Source organism: Psychrobacter sp. G (genome assembly GCF_000418305.1).
In the GTDB taxonomy this organism is placed as follows: domain Bacteria; phylum Pseudomonadota; class Gammaproteobacteria; order Pseudomonadales; family Moraxellaceae; genus Psychrobacter; species Psychrobacter cryohalolentis.
In genome coordinates this window covers 101,354-123,264 of sequence record NC_021661.1, presented here as the reverse complement: position 1 = coordinate 123,264, position 21,911 = coordinate 101,354, and the positions used below count along the sequence as shown (strand labels likewise).

The following is a 21,911-nucleotide window of genomic DNA, read 5'->3' as shown; positions in this document are numbered from 1 at the left end:
TTTAAACATGAATAAAAAATCTCGCCATGTGCGAGATTTTTTTATGGCTAAATTTAACGGACTACTTAAATTCTTTTAGCGTTTGCTCATATTTAGCGATTTGTTCATCATAACCTTCAATCGTTTCATTGAATTTTGCCATCAGCATCTCAAATTCTTGTTGTTGGGTTTGTTTCATTTTTTGCATATCTAGTACTTGCTGGGCTTCTATCTGCTCCCAAACTTGATGCTGAATAATTAAACGTGCCAATGCAGGGCTTTTAGCACTGACTCTTCCAGCAATTTCTGCATCTTCAAAAAGCTGTGGTACTAAGGTGGCGATATTAATCAAAGTATCCGTATCCTGCGCATTCAGTGGCGTGGTCACTGGCTGATAAAGCGCTTCCATTGCTTGCTCATAGCGTTCTATAATCTGCTTTTCAGTTAATATCACAGGCTTACGTGGCTCTAAGCTAATACGCTTTAACACCGTTAAATCGCGCTCACCAACTTCGGTACTGGTGTTGATTTCATCGTTTATGTCAGTATCTGTCGCAGAGTTGCCATTTGCTACATCCTTTGCAGCTGCTTCCGGATCTTGTGTTAGTTGTGGCGTAGCAGCTATAGCTCCTTGATAGCTGTCAACTGGCTGATTATTGCCAGTTGCAACAGTAGGCTCATCGATTAATAAAGCATTTTCACTGTCTGCGATATCAGCAGCTTGTAGCGACTCGTACTCTGCTTGCAGACGCCCCTGCAATGCCTGAAACTGGGTAACATATAAAGGTTGGAACTGCTCAATACGTGCGGCAGCAGAATCACTTTGCGGCATCGGTTGGCTGTCTTCTTCACTTGTTTGCTCACTGGTTTGGGGCTTATCCGCTACATTTTCTTCTGCTGCTTGCTGCTGACATCCGCTTAACAACAAGACACCAGTCAATGCCGCCGCCAGTAAGGCATTTGAGTGCTGTGGACACTCAATACCTTTATTGGTAAGGTTACCATAAACACCATTATCATGTTTTACTAGCCAAAATTTAAACATCTGAATTTATTTCCTGTGTTAAAAACAAAAATATCACATAGCTATATAAAGGTTAAGAATCAGTCGCGGTATGGTCTACTAGGCTCAAGATTAGTCGCAATTAAACCACTAAAAATGGAATACAGCCTGCAAGATCTTGACAGTATTGTCCGCGCTGACGACGGACAAAATAGTCTTGTACCATGCGTGCCTGCTGCTCGATACCATATTTAAGAAAAGGCTTACCCATTTCTAGTACATAATTATAGCGACGATCGATAATAGCACCGCGTACCACCTTCAAGCCTTGTTGCAGCTGCCACACATGTGTCAATTCATGTATCAGCCACCCTTGTTTGCCCAATGGTGCTTGGCTGAAATCATCTATCCAATCTGATGCATGAAAATAAATATGACCATTAGGACTCACAGCGTAATGTTTGAGTACCCACCATGCTGTTTTCAGCTGAACGTCATCAATTCTGAGGCTGTCACCAAAAACCGAACGTGCAAGAGTAATTTCACCTTCAGTAAGAGACCGCGCTTGTTGTTTAGCAGTTCCTAAGTTAGCAGATACCGAACTACGATTTAATAGACGCTTAAAAATCGACTGCAACATGACTACTATCATCCTTTATCTGTGATCTATCATTTTCGTAAAGTTAGTTAACACCTTAATAGGGATAATATAGATATAAGTAAAGCGTTAAAGACATAAGCTGTACATTTAGCTGACTTTTATTAACGTGAATCTGCGTTAGCCTAGCTTCTATAATAATGTTAAAGACATCATGAATTATTATCTTATTTATGACTTATTGCTTAATCGCAATAAGGACAGCATTATAAAGACAAATATGGAAAGCAGTAATTTGAGTTCGTATATTATGGACAACTGTTTAATCTTACAATAAAAAGCCTTGAATCACAGAAGCTATAGAGAATTTTATGCCACCTAATTTTCATGCTGATACACCCCTTGCCCAGCGTATGCGCCCGACCACGCTTGATGCCATTATTGGTCAAGAGCACTTGTTAGCAGTAGGTGCTCCGCTAAGGCGCTTGGTAGAGCAAGGACACCTACCGTCTATTATTTTGCATGGGGAAGCAGGTATTGGCAAAACAACCATCGCTATGCTTTTGGCGGATGCCGTTGAACGACCTTTCCATGCACTATCTGCTTTAAATACTGGGGTTAAGCAGTTGCGTGAAGTATTAGACAGTAAGGATTCATTGAGTTTTGAGTCGCCTGTGGTCTTTATTGATGAGATTCATCGGTTTAATAAAGCTCAGCAAGATGCGCTACTTGGTGCAGTAGAGTCTGGAGATATCACCTTGATTGGCGCGACCACTGAAAATCCTTCCTTTAGTGTCAATAATGCGCTGTTATCACGTTGCCAAGTGTATCGCCTAGAGCCGCTGACGCCTGAGCAAATCAGTGCCGTATTACAGCGGGCGCTTTTAGAAGATAATATACTGAAAAACCTATCGGTCGATTTGCAGGCGCAAGATACGATTAGCCAGTTGGCACATGGTGATGCACGAAAAGCCCTTAATTTATTAGAGCTGGCGATTCAAACGGCTGATACCAAGCAATCACCGATCATTATCGACGATGCATTGGTCGGTCGGGTAGCACAGACTGCACTCGTACGCTATGATAAAGATGGTGAGCAGCATTATGATATGGTATCAGCAATGATAAAGTCAGTACGGGGCTCAGATCCTGACGCGGCACTATATTGGATGGCGCGTATGCTGGTGGGCGGCGAGCCGGCTGACTTCATCGCGCGGCGTTTGGTCATTTTGGCCAGTGAAGATATCGGCAATGCCAACCCTAATGCTCTACTCCTTGCTGATGCGGCATTGCGCAGTGTGCAATCCATCGGCATGCCAGAATCACGTATTATCTTGGGGCAAGTGGTGGTCTATCTGGCAACCAGTGCCAAGAGTAATAGTATTTACAACGCTATCAATGCTGCGATGAGCTTGGCAGAAAAAGACGCCTCACCTGTGCCGCTACACCTACGTAATGGCGTGACCAAATTAATGCGCAATCAAGGCTATGGACAAGATTATGTCTATCCCCACAATTATCCCAATCATTATTATGCGCAAAGTTATTTACCAGACAATTTAATCGGTACGCGCTTTTATGAATTTGCAGACAATCAGCGTGAGCAGCATAGCAAGCAGTTTATCGATTGGCTGAAAGACCAAGCAGCCAGTAATGACTAATCATTCAAAATATGACTGATTATATGCACTGATCTATCAATTGTCGTTACCATTAGTGATACTAATCACGGTTTTAGACAGACTGGCCTATATAGTTTCGAGATGAGGCAGCACAGTGGGATGAAAAGCGTTAAAATGTCCTCATAATGATGTATAAGCAATGATTAGATAACGTCTACAGTTGATCTATTTGATCCAGTGCGTTTTGCTTGACCACAACAGCGCTTTGTCGCATCTACTGCTACAATAGGCAGACAACGCTTTATATCCCATATTGACACCTATTTATATAATAAAATATTGAGACATCCTATGAGTTTAAATGCGATTCCTGAGATTATCGAAGACATTCGTGCAGGTAAAATGGTCATCTTGATGGATGATGAAGACCGTGAAAACGAAGGCGATATTATCATGGCAGCGACCCACGTGCGCCCTGAAGATATCAACTTTATGATTACTCATGCACGTGGCTTAGTTTGTTTGACCTTGTCACAAGCACGTTGCCAGCAGTTGGCACTGCCACTCATGTCTGATCGTAATGAAGCAAAATTTAGTACCAATTTTACCGTTTCTATTGAAGCGGCTGAAGGCGTGACTACGGGTATTTCAGCCGCTGACCGCGCGCGTACCATTCAAGCAGCGGTCTCCTCTTCTGCAAAACCAGAAGACATCGTTCAGCCTGGGCATATTTTCCCAATCATGGCACAGAATGGTGGTGTCTTACATCGTGCCGGACATACCGAAGCAGGTTGTGATTTGGCACGTCTTGCCGGACTTGAGCCAGCAGCGGTGATTGTAGAGATTATCAATGCGGATGGCACCATGGCACGCCGTGATGATCTTGAAGTATTTGCAAAGGAACATGATTTAAAAATTGGTACGATTGCTGATTTGATTAACTACCGTATTGCTAATGAGCAAACTGTCGAAGAAATTGCATCGCATCCGTTTGAGACCGAGTATGGCACTTTTATCTTACATCGTTTCCGTGAGTTCGGTGCGACTGAAACCCATTTAGCTTTGGTTAAAGGCGATGTGAGTCAAGGTATTAGCACTGTTCGCGTCCATGGTTTCCATCCTCTACGCGATTTATTCGCTGCCAAAAATGATACCACTGGTCGTAGCGGCTGGAGCGTACGCTCAGCATTAGAAGAGATCAGTGCATCAGAGCGTGGTGTCTTGGTTTGGATTGGCAATCATGAGCCGACTGACCTAGGTGATGCTTTGGATAAGGCGGCATTGAATGAAGCTCTGTCTACCATCACACAGCAACCATATCGCAGTATTGGTGTTGGCGCACAGATTTTGCGTCATTTAGGGGTACGTGATATGCGCCTCTTGTCCTCACCGATGAAGTTTTATGCCTTATCAGGTTTTGATTTGAACGTGGTTGATTTTGTCCATGCACCAAAGCAAGATTAATAGGCTTAATTAATAGAAACTTATGATCAATAAAAAAGGCGCATCAGCTTAGGTTGGTGCGCCTTTTTTATTATTTGCTCAAAGCTTAATCACAAAGCATCATACTTAGAGTTGTGGGATATGACCGAACGTTGCTTCTAGAGCTAGTAGTCGTTCGCGCTCCTCATTCGTCCATGGCTTTTTGTCTTGACCATTGCTCTCTAAGCGCACTATCACTGCCTCAGCGGTCGCAACGATGGCAGCTTGTGCCATACTATAATAGCTGTACTCGATTACTATGCTGGTGGTACCCAAACGCTGGCAACGAACGCCTAATAACAAAGTATCAGGAAAAATCACTGGGCGCAAATACTGGCAGCTTGATTGTGCCAATACCGTAACCATATTGCCATCAAACATGCCCAGCGTCTGCAAATAGCCAATACGGGCTGACTCAGCGTAGCGATAGTACACCACATTATTTAGGTGATTAAAGGCATCCATTTCACCCCAATGAATCGGCTGCTGATGGATAATAGGATAATGCGCTAGCTCTTCAGGACGATGATTGTCCAAATTATCAATGATAGATGTTTGATTGAAAAGTTCCATAACTGCCTGTCTCTTATTTTTATAATACTTTAAAATAATCTCATAAATCAGTAGTACATTAACGTTGCGGCTTATTTAAAATCTGTGAGGTTAATAATGGCGATATTTTTGGTGCATTGACAATCAGTCTATCCAAACCTTCGATCACTTCTGGCATATTTCTAGGAGAGGATTTGGTCTGCAAGTCATTTTTGTCTGACTGTTGCTTGTTATCGATAGAAACCTGTGATTCTGCTTGTTTAGGCATCAGCGTTTGCAGCTGCTTACGTGCTTGATTTAAATACATGACTAACTGATCACGATCATGCATGTTACTGGCTTGGCTAGCTAGATTTAAGGTCATGATGGCTTCATGAATCGTCAGCTGCCGACGCGTTAAACGGCTATTGTCAGTAAATTGGCTCGTCGCTGTGTTTTTCTGGGACGTACTGTTGAGCTCAGTATTAGCAGCGCGCTCATGGCGATATAAAAAATCTTGGATATTTTGAATCGCAAGGTTTTGCAGCTGCCAAGAGCTTGGTTGAGCACTTCTCGCCTGTAAACGCTCAATATCTTTAACCAAGCTTTGCTTGATGACGACCGTTAGTGCAGGCGCAATCTCGTTACTTTTTTGTGAAAGCTGCCAATGTAGACCTTGCAATAAATCAATCGCCGCACTGCCATTACTGTCTGCCAGCAACCTATCAGCAGCTTGTATCTGGATACGCAATAAATCTAACTGGTTTTGAGCTTGGCTATTGACCGCTGCACTAGTCGCTGGCAGCGTTTGTTGACTCATCGCAAATAAGCGGTCGTCCATCTCATTTAAACGGCTGACAACTTGCTCATTACTTTGCAAGCGCTCATTGACCGTATGCTGAAAACGCTGCTGACTGATATATAGCCACAGTAAGACGCCTATCAACAATAAAATAACCACCCATTGCAAGCGCAACAAGAACATATTTGCTTGCCGGCGCTGCTGAAGAGCAGAAGGATCTTTCGATAACGATTCAGAATTCATTGGCATAAGGCCACACCGTTCATGATTGATAAGGTTAAGCGTAAACAGTTGAGCAAGTAGTTTAAGTAATTTTAGAGTAGTAGCACGTTACGCTAAACTGCTCTTTTTTATCTCAAATTAACTATATGTTAAATATTATAAGCTGGTTTTCTTAATAGCAGTGAGAATGGTTTCTGGCGCCAAATCCTCTACGCGCCAATAACTTAAATTTTGTTCAGCAACCATATTGGCTAAGCGCTCACCCAATACCACATAAGAAAAGTCTGATAGTTTAAGTGGCGCATTGACTGACATTACTTGGTGTTCTGCTGCTACATCGAATGTTTTGGCAGCCTGAACGATACTTTCCCAATGCTCAAATGCGGTACCACTACTTACAATGACAATGGGTTTTACTTGCTGCGACGCGGTTATGCCAGATGTCACATTCTGACTATTAAAACCTTGTAGCCATTGCTGATACTGCATCATGGCATCAATAGGCATTTTGCGCTCGTACCAAGCAATGCTATCGATATGCACACCGCGCGCTTGCAAAGTATCGACCAATAATCGTCGTCCACCAAGACCTCGCCACACGAGCAGCTTATCCCCCGCCTGCAAGCTTTCAATTTCAGGCATCGCCAGCATACCTTCATTATTAGCAATAGCAGGCTGCAGTACTTGATAACTGGCGTTTGATAACTTTGCCTCATTTAACACAGCAGCAGTCGCTTCACCAACCGCAATCAGATGGCGTGGCGCTACTAAAATATTAGAGCTACCTTTTATACCTTCTACTTCTTTATCAGTCGCGCCATTAGCTTGGTGCTCACGCTCAAGCAACTGCCAAATAGCCAAACCTGAGGCTGCCGCTGTCGGACTCACGATGACCAATGCTTGATACTCGCCTGCTAGCCATTGGCGCATCAGTATCATATCACTATCAGTGGTCAAACGCGGTTGCAGTGTCAACATCGGCATATCAACGACCGATAAACCTGCCGCTTGTAAATGTCGCGTCAGCGGTGCTGCACGCTCGACGGGGCGTGTATTGATGACGATCTGCGGCAGCAATAATGGCGTATTAATTGGTTGATGTGAATCTGTGGACTTAGATGATGACCAAGACATAAATATACCGTGAAAAAAGCAAATAGAGTTAGCACCATCATAGAGTCATCTAAACCATGATAACTCTATGACTGAGTTGATAATGGTGATCCAGTGTTATACAGACTAGCTACTATTCAGGATGATAGATCGCTGATAAAATCTCACCAGCACCAGATTGTAATAGCATCTCAGCAACTTCGATACCCAACTGGTTTGCTTGGGCTTCTTGCTCAGCTTGACTGCCTGTTAACGTCTGGCGCTTGTCCACCTTAAGCAGCTCGCTACCATCTTCTTGACCAACGCGACCGCGCAGCCATAAGGTATCGCCATCATCGTTGTTACCACTGTCATTATCATTGCTATCATTATCAGCAGCCAATGCATCTGCCTTTTGTAATATAGCATAAGCGGCGATAGGTACTTGGCAACCGCCCTGCAGATGACGATTTAATGCGCGCTCAGCGATTAAGCGGATACGGGCTTTGTCGTCATTGAGTGGTGCCAATAATTTTAATACGTCAGCATCATCTTCACGACATTCAATCGCTAATGCGCCTTGCCCAACCGCTGGCAAGCAAATATTGATATCCAACTCACTACGAATACGTGCATCAAGCTCAATGCGCTGTAGACCACTAGTCGCCAAAATAATCGCATCATACTCGCCCGCATCTAACTTGCTTAGTCGCGTGCCGACATTGCCGCGTAGGGTTTTAATTTGCAAATCGGGACGATAAGCTTTGATTTGACACTGACGACGCAAACTTGCAGTACCGACTACCGCCCCTTGTGGCAACTCATCGATACTATGATAAGTATTCGATACAAAAGCGTCGGTTGGTGAAGCACGTTTGCAATAAACGCCTAGCGTCAACCCTTCTGGTAAATCCATGGGCACGTCTTTGAGTGAGTGCACCGCGATATCTGCTTGCTTGTCATACAGTGCTTGCTCAAGCTCTTTAACAAATAAACCTTTCCCGCCAATTTTAGCCAGTGGCGTATCCAAAATTTTGTCACCTTTAGTGACGATTTTTAGCAGATTAATTGTCATCTCAGGATACAAAGCTAGTAATCGATTACGAATATGCTCAGCTTGCCATAATGCTAGTGGGCTCTGGCGCGTAGCGATATTTAAGGTAGTCAAAGCAGGTTGCTGCATGGTGCTCATAAAAGGCCTCAATAATTTTAATACTAAACGGTCATTGCTCGACGATAATGTGAGTTTTTCGCCCAAGATGGGGCGTAAAAATGGTTTATAACGATAATAATGCAAAAAAAATACCCCTATTTAAGCATAAATAAGGGTTTGATGATATGGCGTGATTACTTTAGGAGACAAAGTGAGGCATGCTTAGATGTTTTGAATCTTTTCGCGCAGCCCTGGTAAATGGCGGCGGCTCACTGCTAAAGTCTCATCAATTCCTTTAAAATGTAACTGATATTGGCCGGCATCTAAAGTCTCTAAAAAATCTAAATATTTGATATTGATGATAGCGTTACGATGTACCCGGAACAGCTTGTCTTCAAACTCTTGCTCAAGCTCTTTTAAGGTGTCATCAATGAGCACGATGCCATCCTTGTGCCGTACTTTGACGTACTTCTGATCTGCCGTAAAATAGTAGATGTCTTTGAGTTTTATCAGCTCAACACCGCGATGGGTACGCGCTGCAATATGTTCGCGCACTGGACGAGACGTTGGACTTTCAAGTTTACGAATCTCATTGAGCTGCGCAGCATTGAGATTGGTGGCTTTTTCTAGGGCTTCCAGCAACTCATCTTTATTGGCAGGCTTTAGCAAGTAACCAATAGCATTGGCTTTTAGAGCGGCAATGGCATAATGATCATAGGCCGTCACAAAGATGATTGCGGGCGGATGTTGCAGCTTAGCAAGCTCTTGCGCACACTGTACGCCATCCATCTCAGGCATACGAATATCTAGCAATATGATGTCTGGCTGCTGAGATTTTACGGCAGTAATGGCTTCGATACCCGTCTTTGCTTGGGCAACTACCTCATGACCTGATTCTTTAACAATCCTAACCAAACGTTCACGAGCTAATGGTTCATCATCACAAACTACGATCCGCATGCAAGCTCCTTTCAAGGGCATACTTTGAACATATATTTAAAAATATCAATAATATATTAGCACTTATAACCTATCATCTAGTATAGGGAAATAATGGTTTTTGATAATAGATTTACCTTAATCAGACTTATTATCCGTCCATACTATTCGTGCGATATTATAAATGCTGCAATAAATATGCCACGGTTAAAAAAAGCTATAAGCTAACGTCCTGCAGCGGATAATCGATAGTCGTCATAATCTGTTTGCTTGTCACCCTACTTTGGATATCTGCACTCTGACCAAAATATGCTTGTAAACGCTGCGCTTGAATATGAAAATCCATATGTTGGCGCAAATCATGATGGATCATTAAACTATTTTTAGGTAATTGCACATTAATGGTGATTGCCACACGGTGCTGCAGCCACGTGACATGAATATCGATATAGACAGTTTCAGTGCTCCTCTCAACCACATTCAGCAGCATTTTTTCAATCACGCTCTGTAAACTCAAAGCGGTGATGACCATGTCATACATGATATTTTCATCAGGCAGCTGCCAACTTACTACCAACTTGTCTGCCAATCGAATCGTCTCAATGGCCAAATAATGCTCACAAAGTGCCACCTCTTCTGCAAAACTGATCTCGCGCGCACCATTAAAGCTGGCACGAAATAATACTGAAACGTGTTGTAATAAATCGGCAGCGCGAGAAGGATTGGTCTCAATCAGTGACATCAAGGTATTAATGGTATTAAAAAAGAAATGCGGTGCCAGACGCGCTTTTAATACATCATTTTGTGCGGCAAGCTTTTTTTCAAACGATTGCTTCAACGCCGTCATCTCACGATAACGACGTAAAAAGATCAGCAATCCTGTAATAGTAAATCCTGCAATAATTAAAGTATTAAAGATAACGGTTGAAATAAAAGCAGTGAGAGTAAAGGTAAAGGCACCTGTATTGATCATCAATAACAGAACCAGTATCAACGTGATAATGGCACTGATAGTAATGATGAACAGAACATATAAGCTCACCTTCAATGTACGCATACGTTTAAAAACAGGGCGTAGATAGTCAATGAGATAAAAGGAAGGCAGTAGTGTTAAGGTGGTTTGGATAAATCTTGCCGTCATTTTTATGGCAAATTGTGTTTCATTGACAACGCTATGACGATCGACAATCGCTAAAAAAAGCGACCAAAAAAAGATTACCAGCAGCCATTGCCAAGGTTTCATGATTTCCATGAGCTTGGGTATAAAAAACTCTAAGCGCTCCGCTAGTAAGGCAACCTCATCATTTGCTATACTTGAGTTCTTATTCTCTTGACTTGTCTTAGACTGATATGAACGCCAATTCTTCAAACCTTAGTAATCCCGATTCAAATAAAAATTCATCTGCTTCTGAGTTTAGCACAGATGCTTCTATAACAAACGCTGCCGCACAGAACAGCCCTACTACTAGTAGTCAGGGTCAGCAGATGTGGGGAGGACGCTTTAGTGAAGCGACTGACAGCTTTGTGGCAGCCTTTACCGCATCGGTTGGTTTTGACCAGCGCTTTGCCCGCCACGATATTCAAGGCTCAATTGCCCATGCGACCATGCTCAGAGAATGCGGTATCTTGGAAGCTGATGACGTTGCAACGATCATTGATGGTTTGCATCAAGTGCTACGCGAAATCGAAGCCGGTGAGTTTAATTGGTCGATTGCGTTAGAGGACGTGCATATGAACGTTGAATCGCGCTTGACGGATATCGTCGGCGCGGTGGGCAAAAAGCTGCATACCGGTCGCAGCCGTAATGACCAAGTGGCGACTGATATTCGTCTTTGGTTACGCGAAGAGACTGATAATATCATTGCGCTATTGGTGCGCTTGCAAAGTGGCTTGCTAGATTTGGCTGAGCAACATACTGATACCATCATGCCAGGCTTCACCCATTTGCAAACCGCGCAGCCGGTCAGCTTTGGTCATCATGTCATGGCATGGTTTGAGATGCTATACCGTGATACCGAGCGCCTAGTCGATGCCCGTCGCCGCATTAACCAAATGCCGCTTGGTAGCGCGGCACTTGCTGGTACGACTTTTCCAATTGACCGTACCATTACCGCTGAGCTATTAGGTTTCGAAGGTATTTGCCAAAACTCGCTAGATGCTGTATCAGATCGGGATTTTGCCATCGAGTTTACTTCGGCAGCATCTATTTTAATGATGCATATGTCACGCATGAGCGAAGAGATTATTCTTTGGATGTCAGCGCAATTTAACTTTGTGCAGATTCCTGACCGCTTTTGTACCGGCTCATCTATCATGCCGCAAAAGAAAAACCCTGATGTACCAGAGTTGGTTCGTGGTAAAGCCGCACGCGTATTTGGTCAATTAATGACGCTACTTAGCCTAATGAAAAGTCAGCCGCTTGCTTATAATAAAGACAATCAAGAAGACAAAGAACCGCTATTTGATTGTGTTGATACCTTGACCGGTTCATTACTAGCATTTGCTGATATGCTACCAAATATCACGCCGAATAAAGAAAATATGCGCGCCGCCACGATGAAAGGTTATGCAACTGCAACTGATTTAGCGGATTATCTGGTGCGCCGTGGCGTGGCGTTCCGTGATGCTCATGAAGTGGTCGGTAATGCCGTCGCTTTGGGCATTGCTGAGGGCGTTGATTTAAGCGACTTATCTCTTGCGCAACTCCAGCAGTTTAGCGATGCGATTGGTGAAGACGTGTTTGAGTATTTAACCTTAGAAGGCTCACTTGCCGCGCGTGATCATTTGGGCGGTACTGCGCCGAATCAAGTCAAAAAAGCCGTTAGCCGTGGTCGTACTCGATTGGAATTATTCGCTTAATATCTGTTTAATAGTATTAGCGCTTTATTATTAAAAATGCCCGCCTTCGTTGCGGGTGTTTTTTTGAGCATAATCAGGTACAGTATTAGGTAATATCATTTGTTATTAACCTCATTAAAAAAGCCATTATAAACAGGAGTCATTCATGACCGAAACCTTTAACCCACAAGCCAATACCGTTTTTTGCCGCAAATATCAGCAAGAGTTACCAAAAATGCCGCATCCGCCTTTTCCGAATAAAAAAGGTCAAGAACTGCAAGAAACCGTGTCTGAAAAGGCTTGGAAAGAGTGGCTTGAGCAGCAAACCATGCTGATTAACGAAAACCATCTTAGTATGCTGGATCCAAAAGCGAAGCAGTTTTTGACTGAGCAGCGTGATAAATTTTTAGATAATGAAGATTATGAGCGTGCTCAGGGCTGGACACCAGAAAGTTAATATTGAAACGATACTAACAAATCGGTAAATGACTAGGACTTGTCGTCGAAGTTTGATAGTATTAAGAAGATTCACAACACTGACAGACTCGGGGTGCGATATATATTGACTGCTTAATATGCAGTTGACGTATGGTCGCTGAGAAACCACCCGCCGAACCTGATGCGGTTAGTACCGACGCAGGGAAGTCTTAAGCTTATGTTATATCTGTATAAAGGGCGCGCAGAAATGCCTTCTTATTATTGTTCATATCTAGCAGCGCTTTATATTGCTGTATGCCAATAAATAAAATGATGCCCACCAATCCTTTATAGATAATGCTATTAAAATTTATTTTGATAGCATTATTGTTTCGTGATTGAATTTATCGATATGGGATAGGCTTGCCCCGCAGATACTGGCGGTGTTGATTTTATTCAAAAACCAACACGCTAGGACAGCATATGACTATTTCAGATATTGGCTCGCAAGCCACCACGCATACCCCTGTAAAAGCAAGCAAAGCAGACGCACTAAAAACTCCCGCCCATCGCAGCGAAACTGATGCCCGTTTTGAAGAAGACGCACGCGACCTACATCGCATTTTGCCTGCCTCTCGTAAAGTCTATATCGAAGGCTCACGCCCTGATATTCAAGTGCCGATGCGCGAGATTACCCTAGACCCTACTCCTATCCAAGGCGTGTCCGAGTCCGAGTGGGAGCAAAATCCACCGTTTTATGTGTATGACACTTCAGGCGTCTATACCGACCCCAATGCCACGATTGACTTGACCAAAGGTCTGCCAAAACTACGCGAAGGTTGGATAGATGAGCGCGGTGATACCGAACAGCTAGCTGGTTTATCAAGCTCATACGGTCTAGCGCGCGCACGTGATATCAGTACTGCAAACTTACGCTTTGCTCATATTGACAAGCCTCGCCGTGCTAAAGCTGTTGATGGGAAAGTAGGTAACGTTACTCAATTGCACTATGCTCGTCGCGGTATTATTACCCCAGAAATGGAATATATAGCCATCCGCGAAACCCAAAAACAGCATGAGCTGACTGATATGCGCCAGCACGAAGGCGAGACTTTTGGTGCGCACACGCCAGCGATTATCACCCCAGAATTTGTCCGCAGTGAAGTTGCCGCGGGTCGCGCTATTATCCCTAACAATATCAACCATCCTGAATCTGAGCCGATGATCATCGGGCGTAATTTTTTGGTGAAAATTAATGCCAATATTGGTAACTCAGCGCTGGGTTCTTCTATCGATGAAGAAGTCTCGAAAATGACATGGGCGACGCGTTGGGGTGCGGATAACATCATGGATCTGTCTACTGGTAACCATATTCATGAAACCCGTGAATGGCTGATTCGTAACTCACCTGTACCGATTGGTACGGTGCCGATTTATCAAGCGTTAGAAAAAGTCGATGGCGTAGCCGAAGATTTAACGTGGGAGATATTTCGCGATACTTTGATTGAGCAAGCCGAGCAAGGTGTTGATTATTTCACCATTCACGCTGGCGTATTGCTTGAATACGTACCGCTAACTGCAGGACGCTTAACCGGTATCGTCTCGCGTGGTGGCTCTATCATGGCACAGTGGTGCATGTTTCATAATAAAGAAAGCTTTTTATATACTCATTTTGAAGACATCTGCGAGATTATGAAACAGTATGATGTGGCATTTAGTTTGGGCGATGGTTTACGTCCGGGCTGCTTGCAAGATGCCAATGATGAAGCGCAGTTTGGTGAGCTGCGTACCCTTGGCGAGCTGACGCAAGTGGCATGGAAGCATGACGTACAGGTCATGATTGAAGGTCCGGGACACGTGGCAATGAACCGTATTAAAGAAAATATGGATTTGCAGCTTGAAGTTTGTGCTGATGCGCCCTTTTATACACTAGGACCCTTAACCACCGATATCGCACCGGGTTATGACCATATCACTAGTGCGATAGGCGCGGCGATGATTGGCTGGTTTGGCACGGCGATGCTGTGTTATGTGACGCCAAAAGAGCATTTGGGTCTGCCCAATAAAAAGGATGTGAAAGACGGTATTATTACTTATAAAATTGCCGCTCATGCTGCTGACCTTGCCAAAGGACACCCCGGTGCACAGGCGCGTGACAATGCCTTGTCAAAAGCACGATTTGAGTTCCGCTGGGACGATCAGTTCAATCTGGCGCTTGATCCGGATACCGCGCGCGAATTTCATGATGAAACCTTACCCAAAGATGCACACAAGACGGCACACTTTTGCTCAATGTGTGGTCCAAAGTTTTGTTCAATGAAAATCACTCAGAATGTCCGTGAGTATGCCAAAGGATTAAATACCCAATAAACTGACAGAAAAATCTCACAAAGAAGCTCGGCAGTTATATAAAAAAGTATAGAGATACAACGCTAACAACTATTGTTCAAGTATAAAAAAAGCCCCTGTTATGTGCAGGGGCTTTTTTTATACTAATAGATGAATGCTTTAAAATTTCAAATTAGACTTTACAAGTTAAATTTTAGAAGCCTGATAAATCTCATCAATCGAAGTATTAATAGTATCGGCAAACTCTTGATCGCTTTGCTGCTTGCTCAAACCTTCAGTAAAGGCACGTGAGAAGCTGGCAATCATACCCGGATTTTGCTTCAATTTTGCACAGGCATCCGTGCGACTATAGCCGCCCGATAATGCGACGACCTTGAGTACTTTTGGATGGTCAATCAGTTCTTGATAAAATCCAGCTTCTTCAGGCAAGGTCAGCTTGAGCATCACTTGTTGCTCATCATTTAAGCGATCAAGATTATGCAAAATACTGGTTTTAAGAATCAGCTCACAATCATGCTTTTTCTCACTATTGATATCAATTTCTGGCTCAACGATCGGCATTAGACCCTTTGATAGGATTTGCTTTGCTACGTCAAACTGCTGTTGGACGACTAGCTCAATGCCATCAACACTTGGCTCATAAATCACGGAGCGCATTTTAGTACCAAATACTGGATAGTTTTTTGCTTTGTCCAATAATAGATCTAGATTTGGCATCGGGCGCATGACTTGCACGCCATTCATACGCTCTGCTAAGCCTTTATCCACCTTTAAAAACGGGACGATTTGCTTGTCTTCCCATAAATAGTTGGCAGTGGGCTTGCCACTGACCGCGCGCTCCATAGTATCTTCAAACAAAATTGCACCAAGTACCCGCTCATTATCAAAGCAGTCGCACGTCATGATACGTGCTCGCATCTCGTGCACTTGGTCAAACATGGCTTCGTCATTGTCATAGGTATCGCCCATAACCCCATAATTCTCTAACGCTTTTGGCGTGCTGCCACCACTTTGGTCAAGGGCTGCAATAAATCCCGAACCATTTTTGATACGTTGTAATTGCTTTTGGTATTCCATGGAAAGAGCATCCTATTTTATTTATTGAGGTCAAGTGTCACAAATGATATTTTTAGCTGATATTAGTTTAACTGTTCGTAGATAACCTTACCATAGGATGCTATATGTGCCTATAACTGAACGATAAAAGCATTTATAAAATTGTTGTCATACCTATATTATGCCAAAAATATCTACGCCAAAAACAAGACTGCGACACAGCAAATCGCCAATAATAAACCCAATATATTGATACGGTTGAGTGATTCTTTAAATACTCCAACACCTATAAGAGTAGCAACAGCAATCACACCAACGTTCATCCCAGTAAAGACGATACTTGGCGATTCTGACAATACTTGATGAGCGCGAATATAAGCATAAATATTACCCATATTTAGCGCACCAAGTAATATCCCTGCTGCAAGTGCATTGCCCTGCCAGCGTACACGCATGATGAGCAGATAAATCAACAATAGCAGACCTGCCAACCCAAAACTGACAAATAATGTCAGTGGAAAGGCAGCACCTTGCTTGGCAACTTGTTTAAATAGAATATCAATAACGCCATAGCCTGCCCAGACGCCAAACAACCATAGCGGTGTATGTTTGGCTTGTTTGCTAATCTCACCCTGCTGCGGACGATAAATCAGCGCCCCGAGCGCCAAAAACCCGAGCAATAAGCCAAAAATGCGTGTGCCGGTGAGCACTTCACCAAATAATAAAAAGGCGGCGACGATAGGAATGATCAATGACAGTCGCTGAGCGGCATCAGTAGCTACCATACCGACTGCTTCAATCGTGCGCCCAAGAATGATAAATACCGCAGGCAGTAGTACACCAAGGGCAATAATAATTGCCCATGCTCCACCAAGGTCACTCATGCCACTGACATCTGGCTTCAATAAAAACCAAGTCAACAAAAAGGCGACCGGATAACCGGCAACGATGGTTTGACGAATATCAATATCACGTTGGCGCAATATTTTAAGTAACACAGAGACGGCAACGCTACACAGCACTGCTATCGTTAAATACATCATAACGCTTTACCTTAGTCATCCATCATATCGAGGGTATATATCAAAATTAATTTTAAAAGAGAAAAAACCATAGAATGTAACAATATATTTCTTATGCAGCAAGCCATTTATTTTGACGAGTCATAAGATATGCAAATTAGTGTCTGCTGCGTTCAAATTACAATTAGCCTGTAAGTGTGTTGGTCAAGATTTGCTAAAATAGACGCCTACTTATTCACCTATATAATTGCTCAAGATGGCGTCTATTCACGCTTTTCTTGACGTATTGCTATTGCCTATGAACGCTCTATTTCGCTTTTTTGAAAATCGCCTACCTGCCTTCCCTGAAACGCCGATGCCACTACCCTCACCTCGCGATGGTATGCTAAAGTTTCTGTGGGCATGCACTAATGGTCTACGTGGCTGGCTACTGATATTTATGATTTTGTCAGCCGGTATCGGTATTTACGAGGCCATGCTCTTTGCTTGGATTGGTAATATTGTTGACTGGCTTGGAATTTATACTCCGCAAAACCTATGGCTAGAAAAAGGCGATATGCTGCTGCTCATGCTGGCGGTGATGATTGTCAGCCCATTATGGATTGCCTTATCCTCATTTATCCATTTTCAAACCTTGCAAGGGGTATTCCCCATGCAGATGCGCTGGCGTTTTCATCAGCGTATGCTTGGTCAATCGATGCAGTTTTATCAAGATGAATTCTCCGGTCGCGTTTCTGCTAAAGTGATGCAAACTGCATTGGCAGTACGTGATACCGTTATGACAGTTACTGACATGTTTATGTATGTCGCGGTCTATTTTATTACTTCAGGTATCATTCTCTTCAACCTTGACAGCTTGCTACTGATCCCCTTTATCGCGTGGTTTGTATTAGTTTGGCTTGCAATGTGGTATTTCATACCTAAACTCAAACAAACGGCTATCGTACAAGCAGATGCTCGCGCCTTGATGACGGGGCGCATTACTGATGCCTACGCCAATATTATGACCGTCAAGCTGTTTAGTCACTCGCGCCGTGAGCTCAGTTACGCCAAAAACGCCATGGGGCAGTTTTTGGGTACCGTCCATGCACAAATGCGCTGGGTCAGCTATCTTGAGTTTTCAACGCATTTGATTAGTGTTGTTTTGGTCAGTAGTACTGCCGGTATCGGCTTGTATTTATGGCAACAAGAAGCCATTGGTGTCGGTGCTATTGCTGCTGCAACTGCCATGGCGCTACGCTTGAATGGTTTAACGCGCTGGATTATGTGGCAGACGGCAAGTTTGTTTGAAAGTATCGGTACGGTACAGGACGGTATGCGTACCTTATCTGCACCGCAAACCATCATTGATAAACCCCATGCACCAGGTTTAAAAGTCACAGAAGGTCGTATTGTCTTCGATCATGTCGATTTCAGTTATGAGAATGACAGCGATGATGCAGACAATAATGATGGTGGAAATTTAAACGACGGCAACCTATCAGCCACGTCTACTATCAAACTTCTCGATAATTTTTACTTGGACATCAAACCCGGCGAAAAAATCGGTCTGGTTGGACGTTCAGGTGCCGGCAAATCCACCTTGGTCAATCTACTCTTACGCTTCTTTGATGTCGATAAAGGTAAAATCCTCATTGATGGTCAAGCGATTGATGAGGTGACCCAAGAGTCCTTACGTCAGCAAATCGGCATGGTGACCCAAGATACCTCTTTATTACATCGTACCGTACGCGAAAATATTGCTTATGGTCGTCCTGATGCTACTGACGAGCAGATTATCATCGCAGCAAAACAAGCTCAGGCATGGGACTTTATCAAAGATTTATATGATGATAAGGGCAACATGGGGCTTGATACTCAAGTCGGTGAACGTGGGGTCAAACTGTCTGGTGGGCAACGTCAGCGTATTGCCATCTCACGCGTTATGCTAAAAAACGCGCCGATTTTACTACTTGATGAAGCCACCAGCGCCCTTGATTCTGAGATCGAATTTGCAATTACTGAAAGCCTGAACGATATTATGACTGGCAAGACAGTTATTGCCATCGCCCATCGCTTATCAACCATTGCCGCTCTTGATAGACTGGTTGTGATGGATAAAGGCCAAATTATTGAGCAAGGCAGCCATGATGAACTATTGAATCTACATGGTATCTATGCACGATTATGGCATCGCCAAAGCGGCGGCTTCTTAGGTGAAGACAGTTAATTAAAAGCGCTTTATTAAGAGCAACTTCTCACAGGGACGTGTTTATTTTATGGAAGCTTATACAAATCGCATCAACCTTGCTGGCAAACAGGCTCGCTATTATGACTTACAGCAACTAGGGTCAGCCAATCAAACTGATTATAAACGTGCGCCTGCCCATTTTTATGGGGGTAACAGCTTTACCGTTGGTACCTATGCACCATTGTTAAATGAGCTGGCAGCCAGTTTTGAGCTTAGCTCATTGGCATTACGCGGCTATTGGTACGATAAACCGCAAGCACGCCGCCTAACGCGTGAGCAAGATGCTGAGATGCTGATTGAGTTTTTAGAAAAAACCCAAGATAAACCAGTTGTTGGCATTGGACACTCGCAGGGCGCAACTGCTACTGCAATAGCGGCGGCTCAGCGTCCAGAGCTTTTCTCAGAGCTCTACCTTATCGAGCCTGTTACCTTTACCAAAAAACAAGCAAGAATATATAATCTGTTGCCGCGGCAGTTTTTATTAAGCCAAGAACCCTTTAAAAGCACATTAACTAAGCAAACCACTTGGGCAAGTATTCAGGAATACTTCGAGCACTTGCGGGCACAGAGAGCGTATCAACGTATCAGTGATGCTCACTTAAAAACTTTTGCTGAACAAAGCTTGAGCATCAATAATGACGGTAGCTATACCCTGCTATTCGCACCGGAGCAAGAGCTGGCTAATTATTTTGGTGCCCCTCATATCGATGCTGCACTTAAGAAATTAAGCTGCCCTTACACTCTGATTACTGGCAAACCCACCTTATTTATCAATCCAAAAGTGCGTAAACAATGGCACAAATTTGTTCCTGATAGCAGTATTATTTCCTTACCAAAATATGGACATTTATTACCCATGGAAGCGCCAGAAATCTGCGCTCAAATTATCAATGAGCATTATCAGAGCAATAAATAAGCTGACCTATGACTGACCTTTTTGCGCCCAAACCGACTGACAACCTGTTGCCTTATGACGGTCAGGTAAATGACTTAGGAATTGTGATCGATTATCCCAGCCCCTTATTTTATAACTTGGTGACTGAGTTACCTTGGCAAGAAGATATCGTTACTTTATTTGGCAAGACACATGTCACAACGCGTCAAATCGTTTGGATGGGTGATAGCGATATTGATTATCAGTACTCTGGTCATACGCGTCAAACCATACCTTGGACAGATACTGTGTTTCATGTGAAACACCATATCGAACAGAAATTATTAGATCTTGGAATTGATGCCAATTTTAATTCCTGTTTACTCAACTATTATCCTTCTGGTGAAGATGGTATGGGCTATCATGCCGATGATGAAAAAGAGCTTGGTGAGCAACCGATTATCGCTTCATTATCTCTTGGTGCTACTCGTAAATTTGTCTTTAAACATAAAAAAACTCAAGATAAAGTTGAGCTTTATCTTGAGTCAGGTCAGCTAATTGTCATGCATGGTGAGACCCAGAACTTTTGGAATCACAGTATTACCAAAACTAAAAAGGTAGCCACAGGACGCATTAGCCTAACTTTTCGGCAAATATATCCAAATAACCATTAGCTAAATCTATTATCCAATCAACCTCGGCTCAACTGACTTTCAATACCAATTTACCAAAAGCATCGCCTTTTTGCAGCTCGTGATGGGCGGTAACGACTTCTGACAATGGATAAGTCTTTTGCAAACGTAAAGTCAGTTGACCATCTGCCACCAGCTGTAGCACTCGTGCCATATCCTCACCATTACGCTGAGCCGCATAACCTTCAACGCTTAGATTTTTTTGACTGCCTGCTTCTTTGAGTTTATCTACCCAAATTGTTGGTAGTACATATACACGTCCAGACTCTTTGACAACGTCTAGCGCCCTTACACCCGCTTCATCACCGACCAAATCCAATAAGACGTCGGCTTGCAGCTCAGGGAACGGATCATTTTTGGTGTAGTCAATCCAGCCTGTAAGCTGGCTAGTATCTATCAAGCTATCCAGTTTTTTATACTTTTCTGCTGAGCAAATAAGCGTAACTTTAATATTATGTTTAGCGATTTTTTTCATCAAAAGCTGTATCAATAGATGACCAACACCGCCTGCTGGGGCATTCATCACTACATGCTCGCCCTCTTTGATATCAGCAAACTCAACAAACTGTAGCGCCGTTTGTCCGATACAAGGTAATGCGCCTGCCTGCTCTAAGGTGACAGCTTCAGGTACACGTGCCAGCATTTTAGCATCAACAGCGACATATTCAGCATAGCATCCACCGTTAAAAGTTAATGCTGCGACTTTATCACCAACGGCAAATTTCGTACTTTGACTGTCAACCACTGTGCCTGACATATCAAAACCCAAAATCGCTGATTGATTATGATCAAACTTATCTTTTTGGATGTTGGTAGCGCCCCAGCCTTTACCTTGACGAGTTTTATAATCGACTGGATTGATACCGGCGTAAGCAACTTTTACCAGCACTTGAGCATCTGTCAACTCAGGTACGGCAACATCATCTTGGTATATCATGACTTCAGGTTCACCAAACTCACGTATGAGTACGGCATTTTGAGTCATTGGTATGCTTTTATCAGACATTGTT

19 protein-coding genes and 1 riboswitch are annotated in these 21,911 nt (G+C 43.4%); of the genes, 8 read left to right on the top strand and 11 right to left on the bottom strand.

Annotated features, from left to right (window positions below; genetic code table 11):
• Positions 1–61: 61 nt before the first annotated feature.
• Both PSYCG_RS00535 and PSYCG_RS00530 read right to left on the bottom strand, forming a co-directional pair.
• Positions 62–1,024: a hypothetical protein gene (locus PSYCG_RS00535; protein ID WP_020442492.1), complete on the bottom strand. Its 963-nt coding sequence runs from the start codon at positions 1,022–1,024 to the stop codon at positions 62–64.
• Between the two features lie 100 nt (positions 1,025–1,124).
• Positions 1,125–1,622: a hypothetical protein gene (locus PSYCG_RS00530; RefSeq protein ID WP_020442491.1), complete on the bottom strand. Its 498-nt coding sequence runs from the start codon at positions 1,620–1,622 to the stop codon at positions 1,125–1,127.
• A gap of 329 nt (positions 1,623–1,951) precedes the next feature.
• On the opposite strand from PSYCG_RS00530, the gene PSYCG_RS00525 reads away from it, so the two are divergent.
• Entirely contained in the window at positions 1,952–3,241 is a 1,290-nt protein-coding gene (locus PSYCG_RS00525; RefSeq protein ID WP_020442490.1) for a replication-associated recombination protein A, read from the top strand.
• Positions 3,242–3,553: 312 nt separating this feature from the next.
• Positions 3,554–4,666 (top strand): bifunctional 3,4-dihydroxy-2-butanone-4-phosphate synthase/GTP cyclohydrolase II, encoded by a 1,113-nt coding sequence (gene ribBA / locus PSYCG_RS00520; RefSeq protein ID WP_020442489.1) that lies wholly within the window; start codon positions 3,554–3,556, stop codon positions 4,664–4,666.
• A 105-nt stretch (positions 4,667–4,771) separates the two neighbouring features.
• Here the strand turns inward: ribBA and PSYCG_RS00515 are convergent, their stop codons facing one another.
• The 6 genes from PSYCG_RS00515 to PSYCG_RS00490 all read right to left on the bottom strand — a co-directional run bounded on the left by PSYCG_RS00515 (position 4,772) and on the right by PSYCG_RS00490 (position 10,792).
• The gene (locus PSYCG_RS00515; protein ID WP_020442488.1) at positions 4,772–5,257 is read right to left on the bottom strand and encodes an acyl-CoA thioesterase; all 486 of its coding nucleotides are present in this window, start codon (positions 5,255–5,257) and stop codon (positions 4,772–4,774) included.
• Between the two features lie 58 nt (positions 5,258–5,315).
• On the bottom strand, positions 5,316–6,266 hold the full coding sequence (locus PSYCG_RS00510) for a hypothetical protein (RefSeq protein WP_020442487.1): 951 nt from the start codon (positions 6,264–6,266) through the stop codon (positions 5,316–5,318).
• A 129-nt stretch (positions 6,267–6,395) separates the two neighbouring features.
• A complete protein-coding gene (locus PSYCG_RS00505) occupies positions 6,396–7,373 on the bottom strand; it encodes a uroporphyrinogen-III synthase (protein ID WP_020442486.1) in 978 nt (325 codons plus the stop codon).
• Positions 7,374–7,485: 112 nt separating this feature from the next.
• Positions 7,486–8,523 carry a hydroxymethylbilane synthase gene (gene hemC, locus PSYCG_RS00500; protein ID WP_020442485.1) on the bottom strand — a complete coding sequence of 346 codons (1,038 nt, stop codon included), beginning with the start codon at positions 8,521–8,523 and terminating at the stop codon, positions 7,486–7,488.
• Positions 8,524–8,706: 183 nt separating this feature from the next.
• Positions 8,707–9,444 (bottom strand): LytR/AlgR family response regulator transcription factor, encoded by a 738-nt coding sequence (locus PSYCG_RS00495; RefSeq protein WP_020442484.1) that lies wholly within the window; start codon positions 9,442–9,444, stop codon positions 8,707–8,709.
• Between the two features lie 196 nt (positions 9,445–9,640).
• Positions 9,641–10,792 (bottom strand): sensor histidine kinase, encoded by a 1,152-nt coding sequence (locus tag PSYCG_RS00490; RefSeq protein ID WP_011512471.1) that lies wholly within the window; start codon positions 10,790–10,792, stop codon positions 9,641–9,643.
• Between the two features lie 116 nt (positions 10,793–10,908).
• Here PSYCG_RS00490 and argH point away from each other — a divergent pair, with 116 nt between their 5' ends.
• The 3 genes from argH to thiC all read left to right on the top strand — a co-directional run bounded on the left by argH (position 10,909) and on the right by thiC (position 15,048).
• Positions 10,909–12,282: an argininosuccinate lyase gene (argH, locus tag PSYCG_RS00485; protein WP_041772188.1), complete on the top strand. Its 1,374-nt coding sequence runs from the start codon at positions 10,909–10,911 to the stop codon at positions 12,280–12,282.
• Positions 12,283–12,427: 145 nt separating this feature from the next.
• Entirely contained in the window at positions 12,428–12,718 is a 291-nt protein-coding gene (locus PSYCG_RS00480; RefSeq protein WP_011512469.1) for an oxidative damage protection protein, read from the top strand.
• A gap of 79 nt (positions 12,719–12,797) precedes the next feature.
• Positions 12,798–12,921: riboswitch (TPP riboswitch) on the top strand.
• A gap of 240 nt (positions 12,922–13,161) precedes the next feature.
• Positions 13,162–15,048, top strand: coding sequence for a phosphomethylpyrimidine synthase ThiC (thiC, locus tag PSYCG_RS00475; protein WP_020442481.1), 1,887 nt, complete (start codon positions 13,162–13,164; stop codon positions 15,046–15,048).
• A 165-nt stretch (positions 15,049–15,213) separates the two neighbouring features.
• Here thiC and PSYCG_RS00470 read toward each other — a convergent pair whose 3' ends face one another.
• Positions 15,214–16,104 carry a fructose bisphosphate aldolase gene (locus PSYCG_RS00470; protein WP_020442480.1) on the bottom strand — a complete coding sequence of 297 codons (891 nt, stop codon included), beginning with the start codon at positions 16,102–16,104 and terminating at the stop codon, positions 15,214–15,216.
• A 173-nt stretch (positions 16,105–16,277) separates the two neighbouring features.
• Entirely contained in the window at positions 16,278–17,126 is an 849-nt protein-coding gene (locus tag PSYCG_RS00465; protein WP_020442479.1) for a hypothetical protein, read from the bottom strand.
• A 277-nt stretch (positions 17,127–17,403) separates the two neighbouring features.
• On the opposite strand from PSYCG_RS00465, the gene PSYCG_RS00460 reads away from it, so the two are divergent.
• The 3 genes from PSYCG_RS00460 to PSYCG_RS00450 are packed head-to-tail and all read left to right on the top strand — an operon-like array spanning position 17,404 to position 20,883.
• Positions 17,404–19,314 (top strand): ABC transporter ATP-binding protein, encoded by a 1,911-nt coding sequence (locus tag PSYCG_RS00460; RefSeq protein WP_041772359.1) that lies wholly within the window; start codon positions 17,404–17,406, stop codon positions 19,312–19,314.
• 49 nt (positions 19,315–19,363) lie between these two features.
• The gene (locus PSYCG_RS00455; RefSeq protein WP_020442477.1) at positions 19,364–20,251 is read left to right on the top strand and encodes an alpha/beta fold hydrolase; all 888 of its coding nucleotides are present in this window, start codon (positions 19,364–19,366) and stop codon (positions 20,249–20,251) included.
• 8 nt (positions 20,252–20,259) lie between these two features.
• Entirely contained in the window at positions 20,260–20,883 is a 624-nt protein-coding gene (locus PSYCG_RS00450; protein ID WP_020442476.1) for an alpha-ketoglutarate-dependent dioxygenase AlkB family protein, read from the top strand.
• Positions 20,884–20,911: 28 nt separating this feature from the next.
• On the opposite strand, the gene PSYCG_RS00445 is transcribed toward PSYCG_RS00450, so the two are convergent.
• Complete coding sequence (locus tag PSYCG_RS00445) at positions 20,912–21,907, bottom strand: NADP-dependent oxidoreductase (RefSeq protein ID WP_020442475.1); 996 nt, start codon at positions 21,905–21,907, stop codon at positions 20,912–20,914.
• Positions 21,908–21,911: the final 4 nt, after the last annotated feature.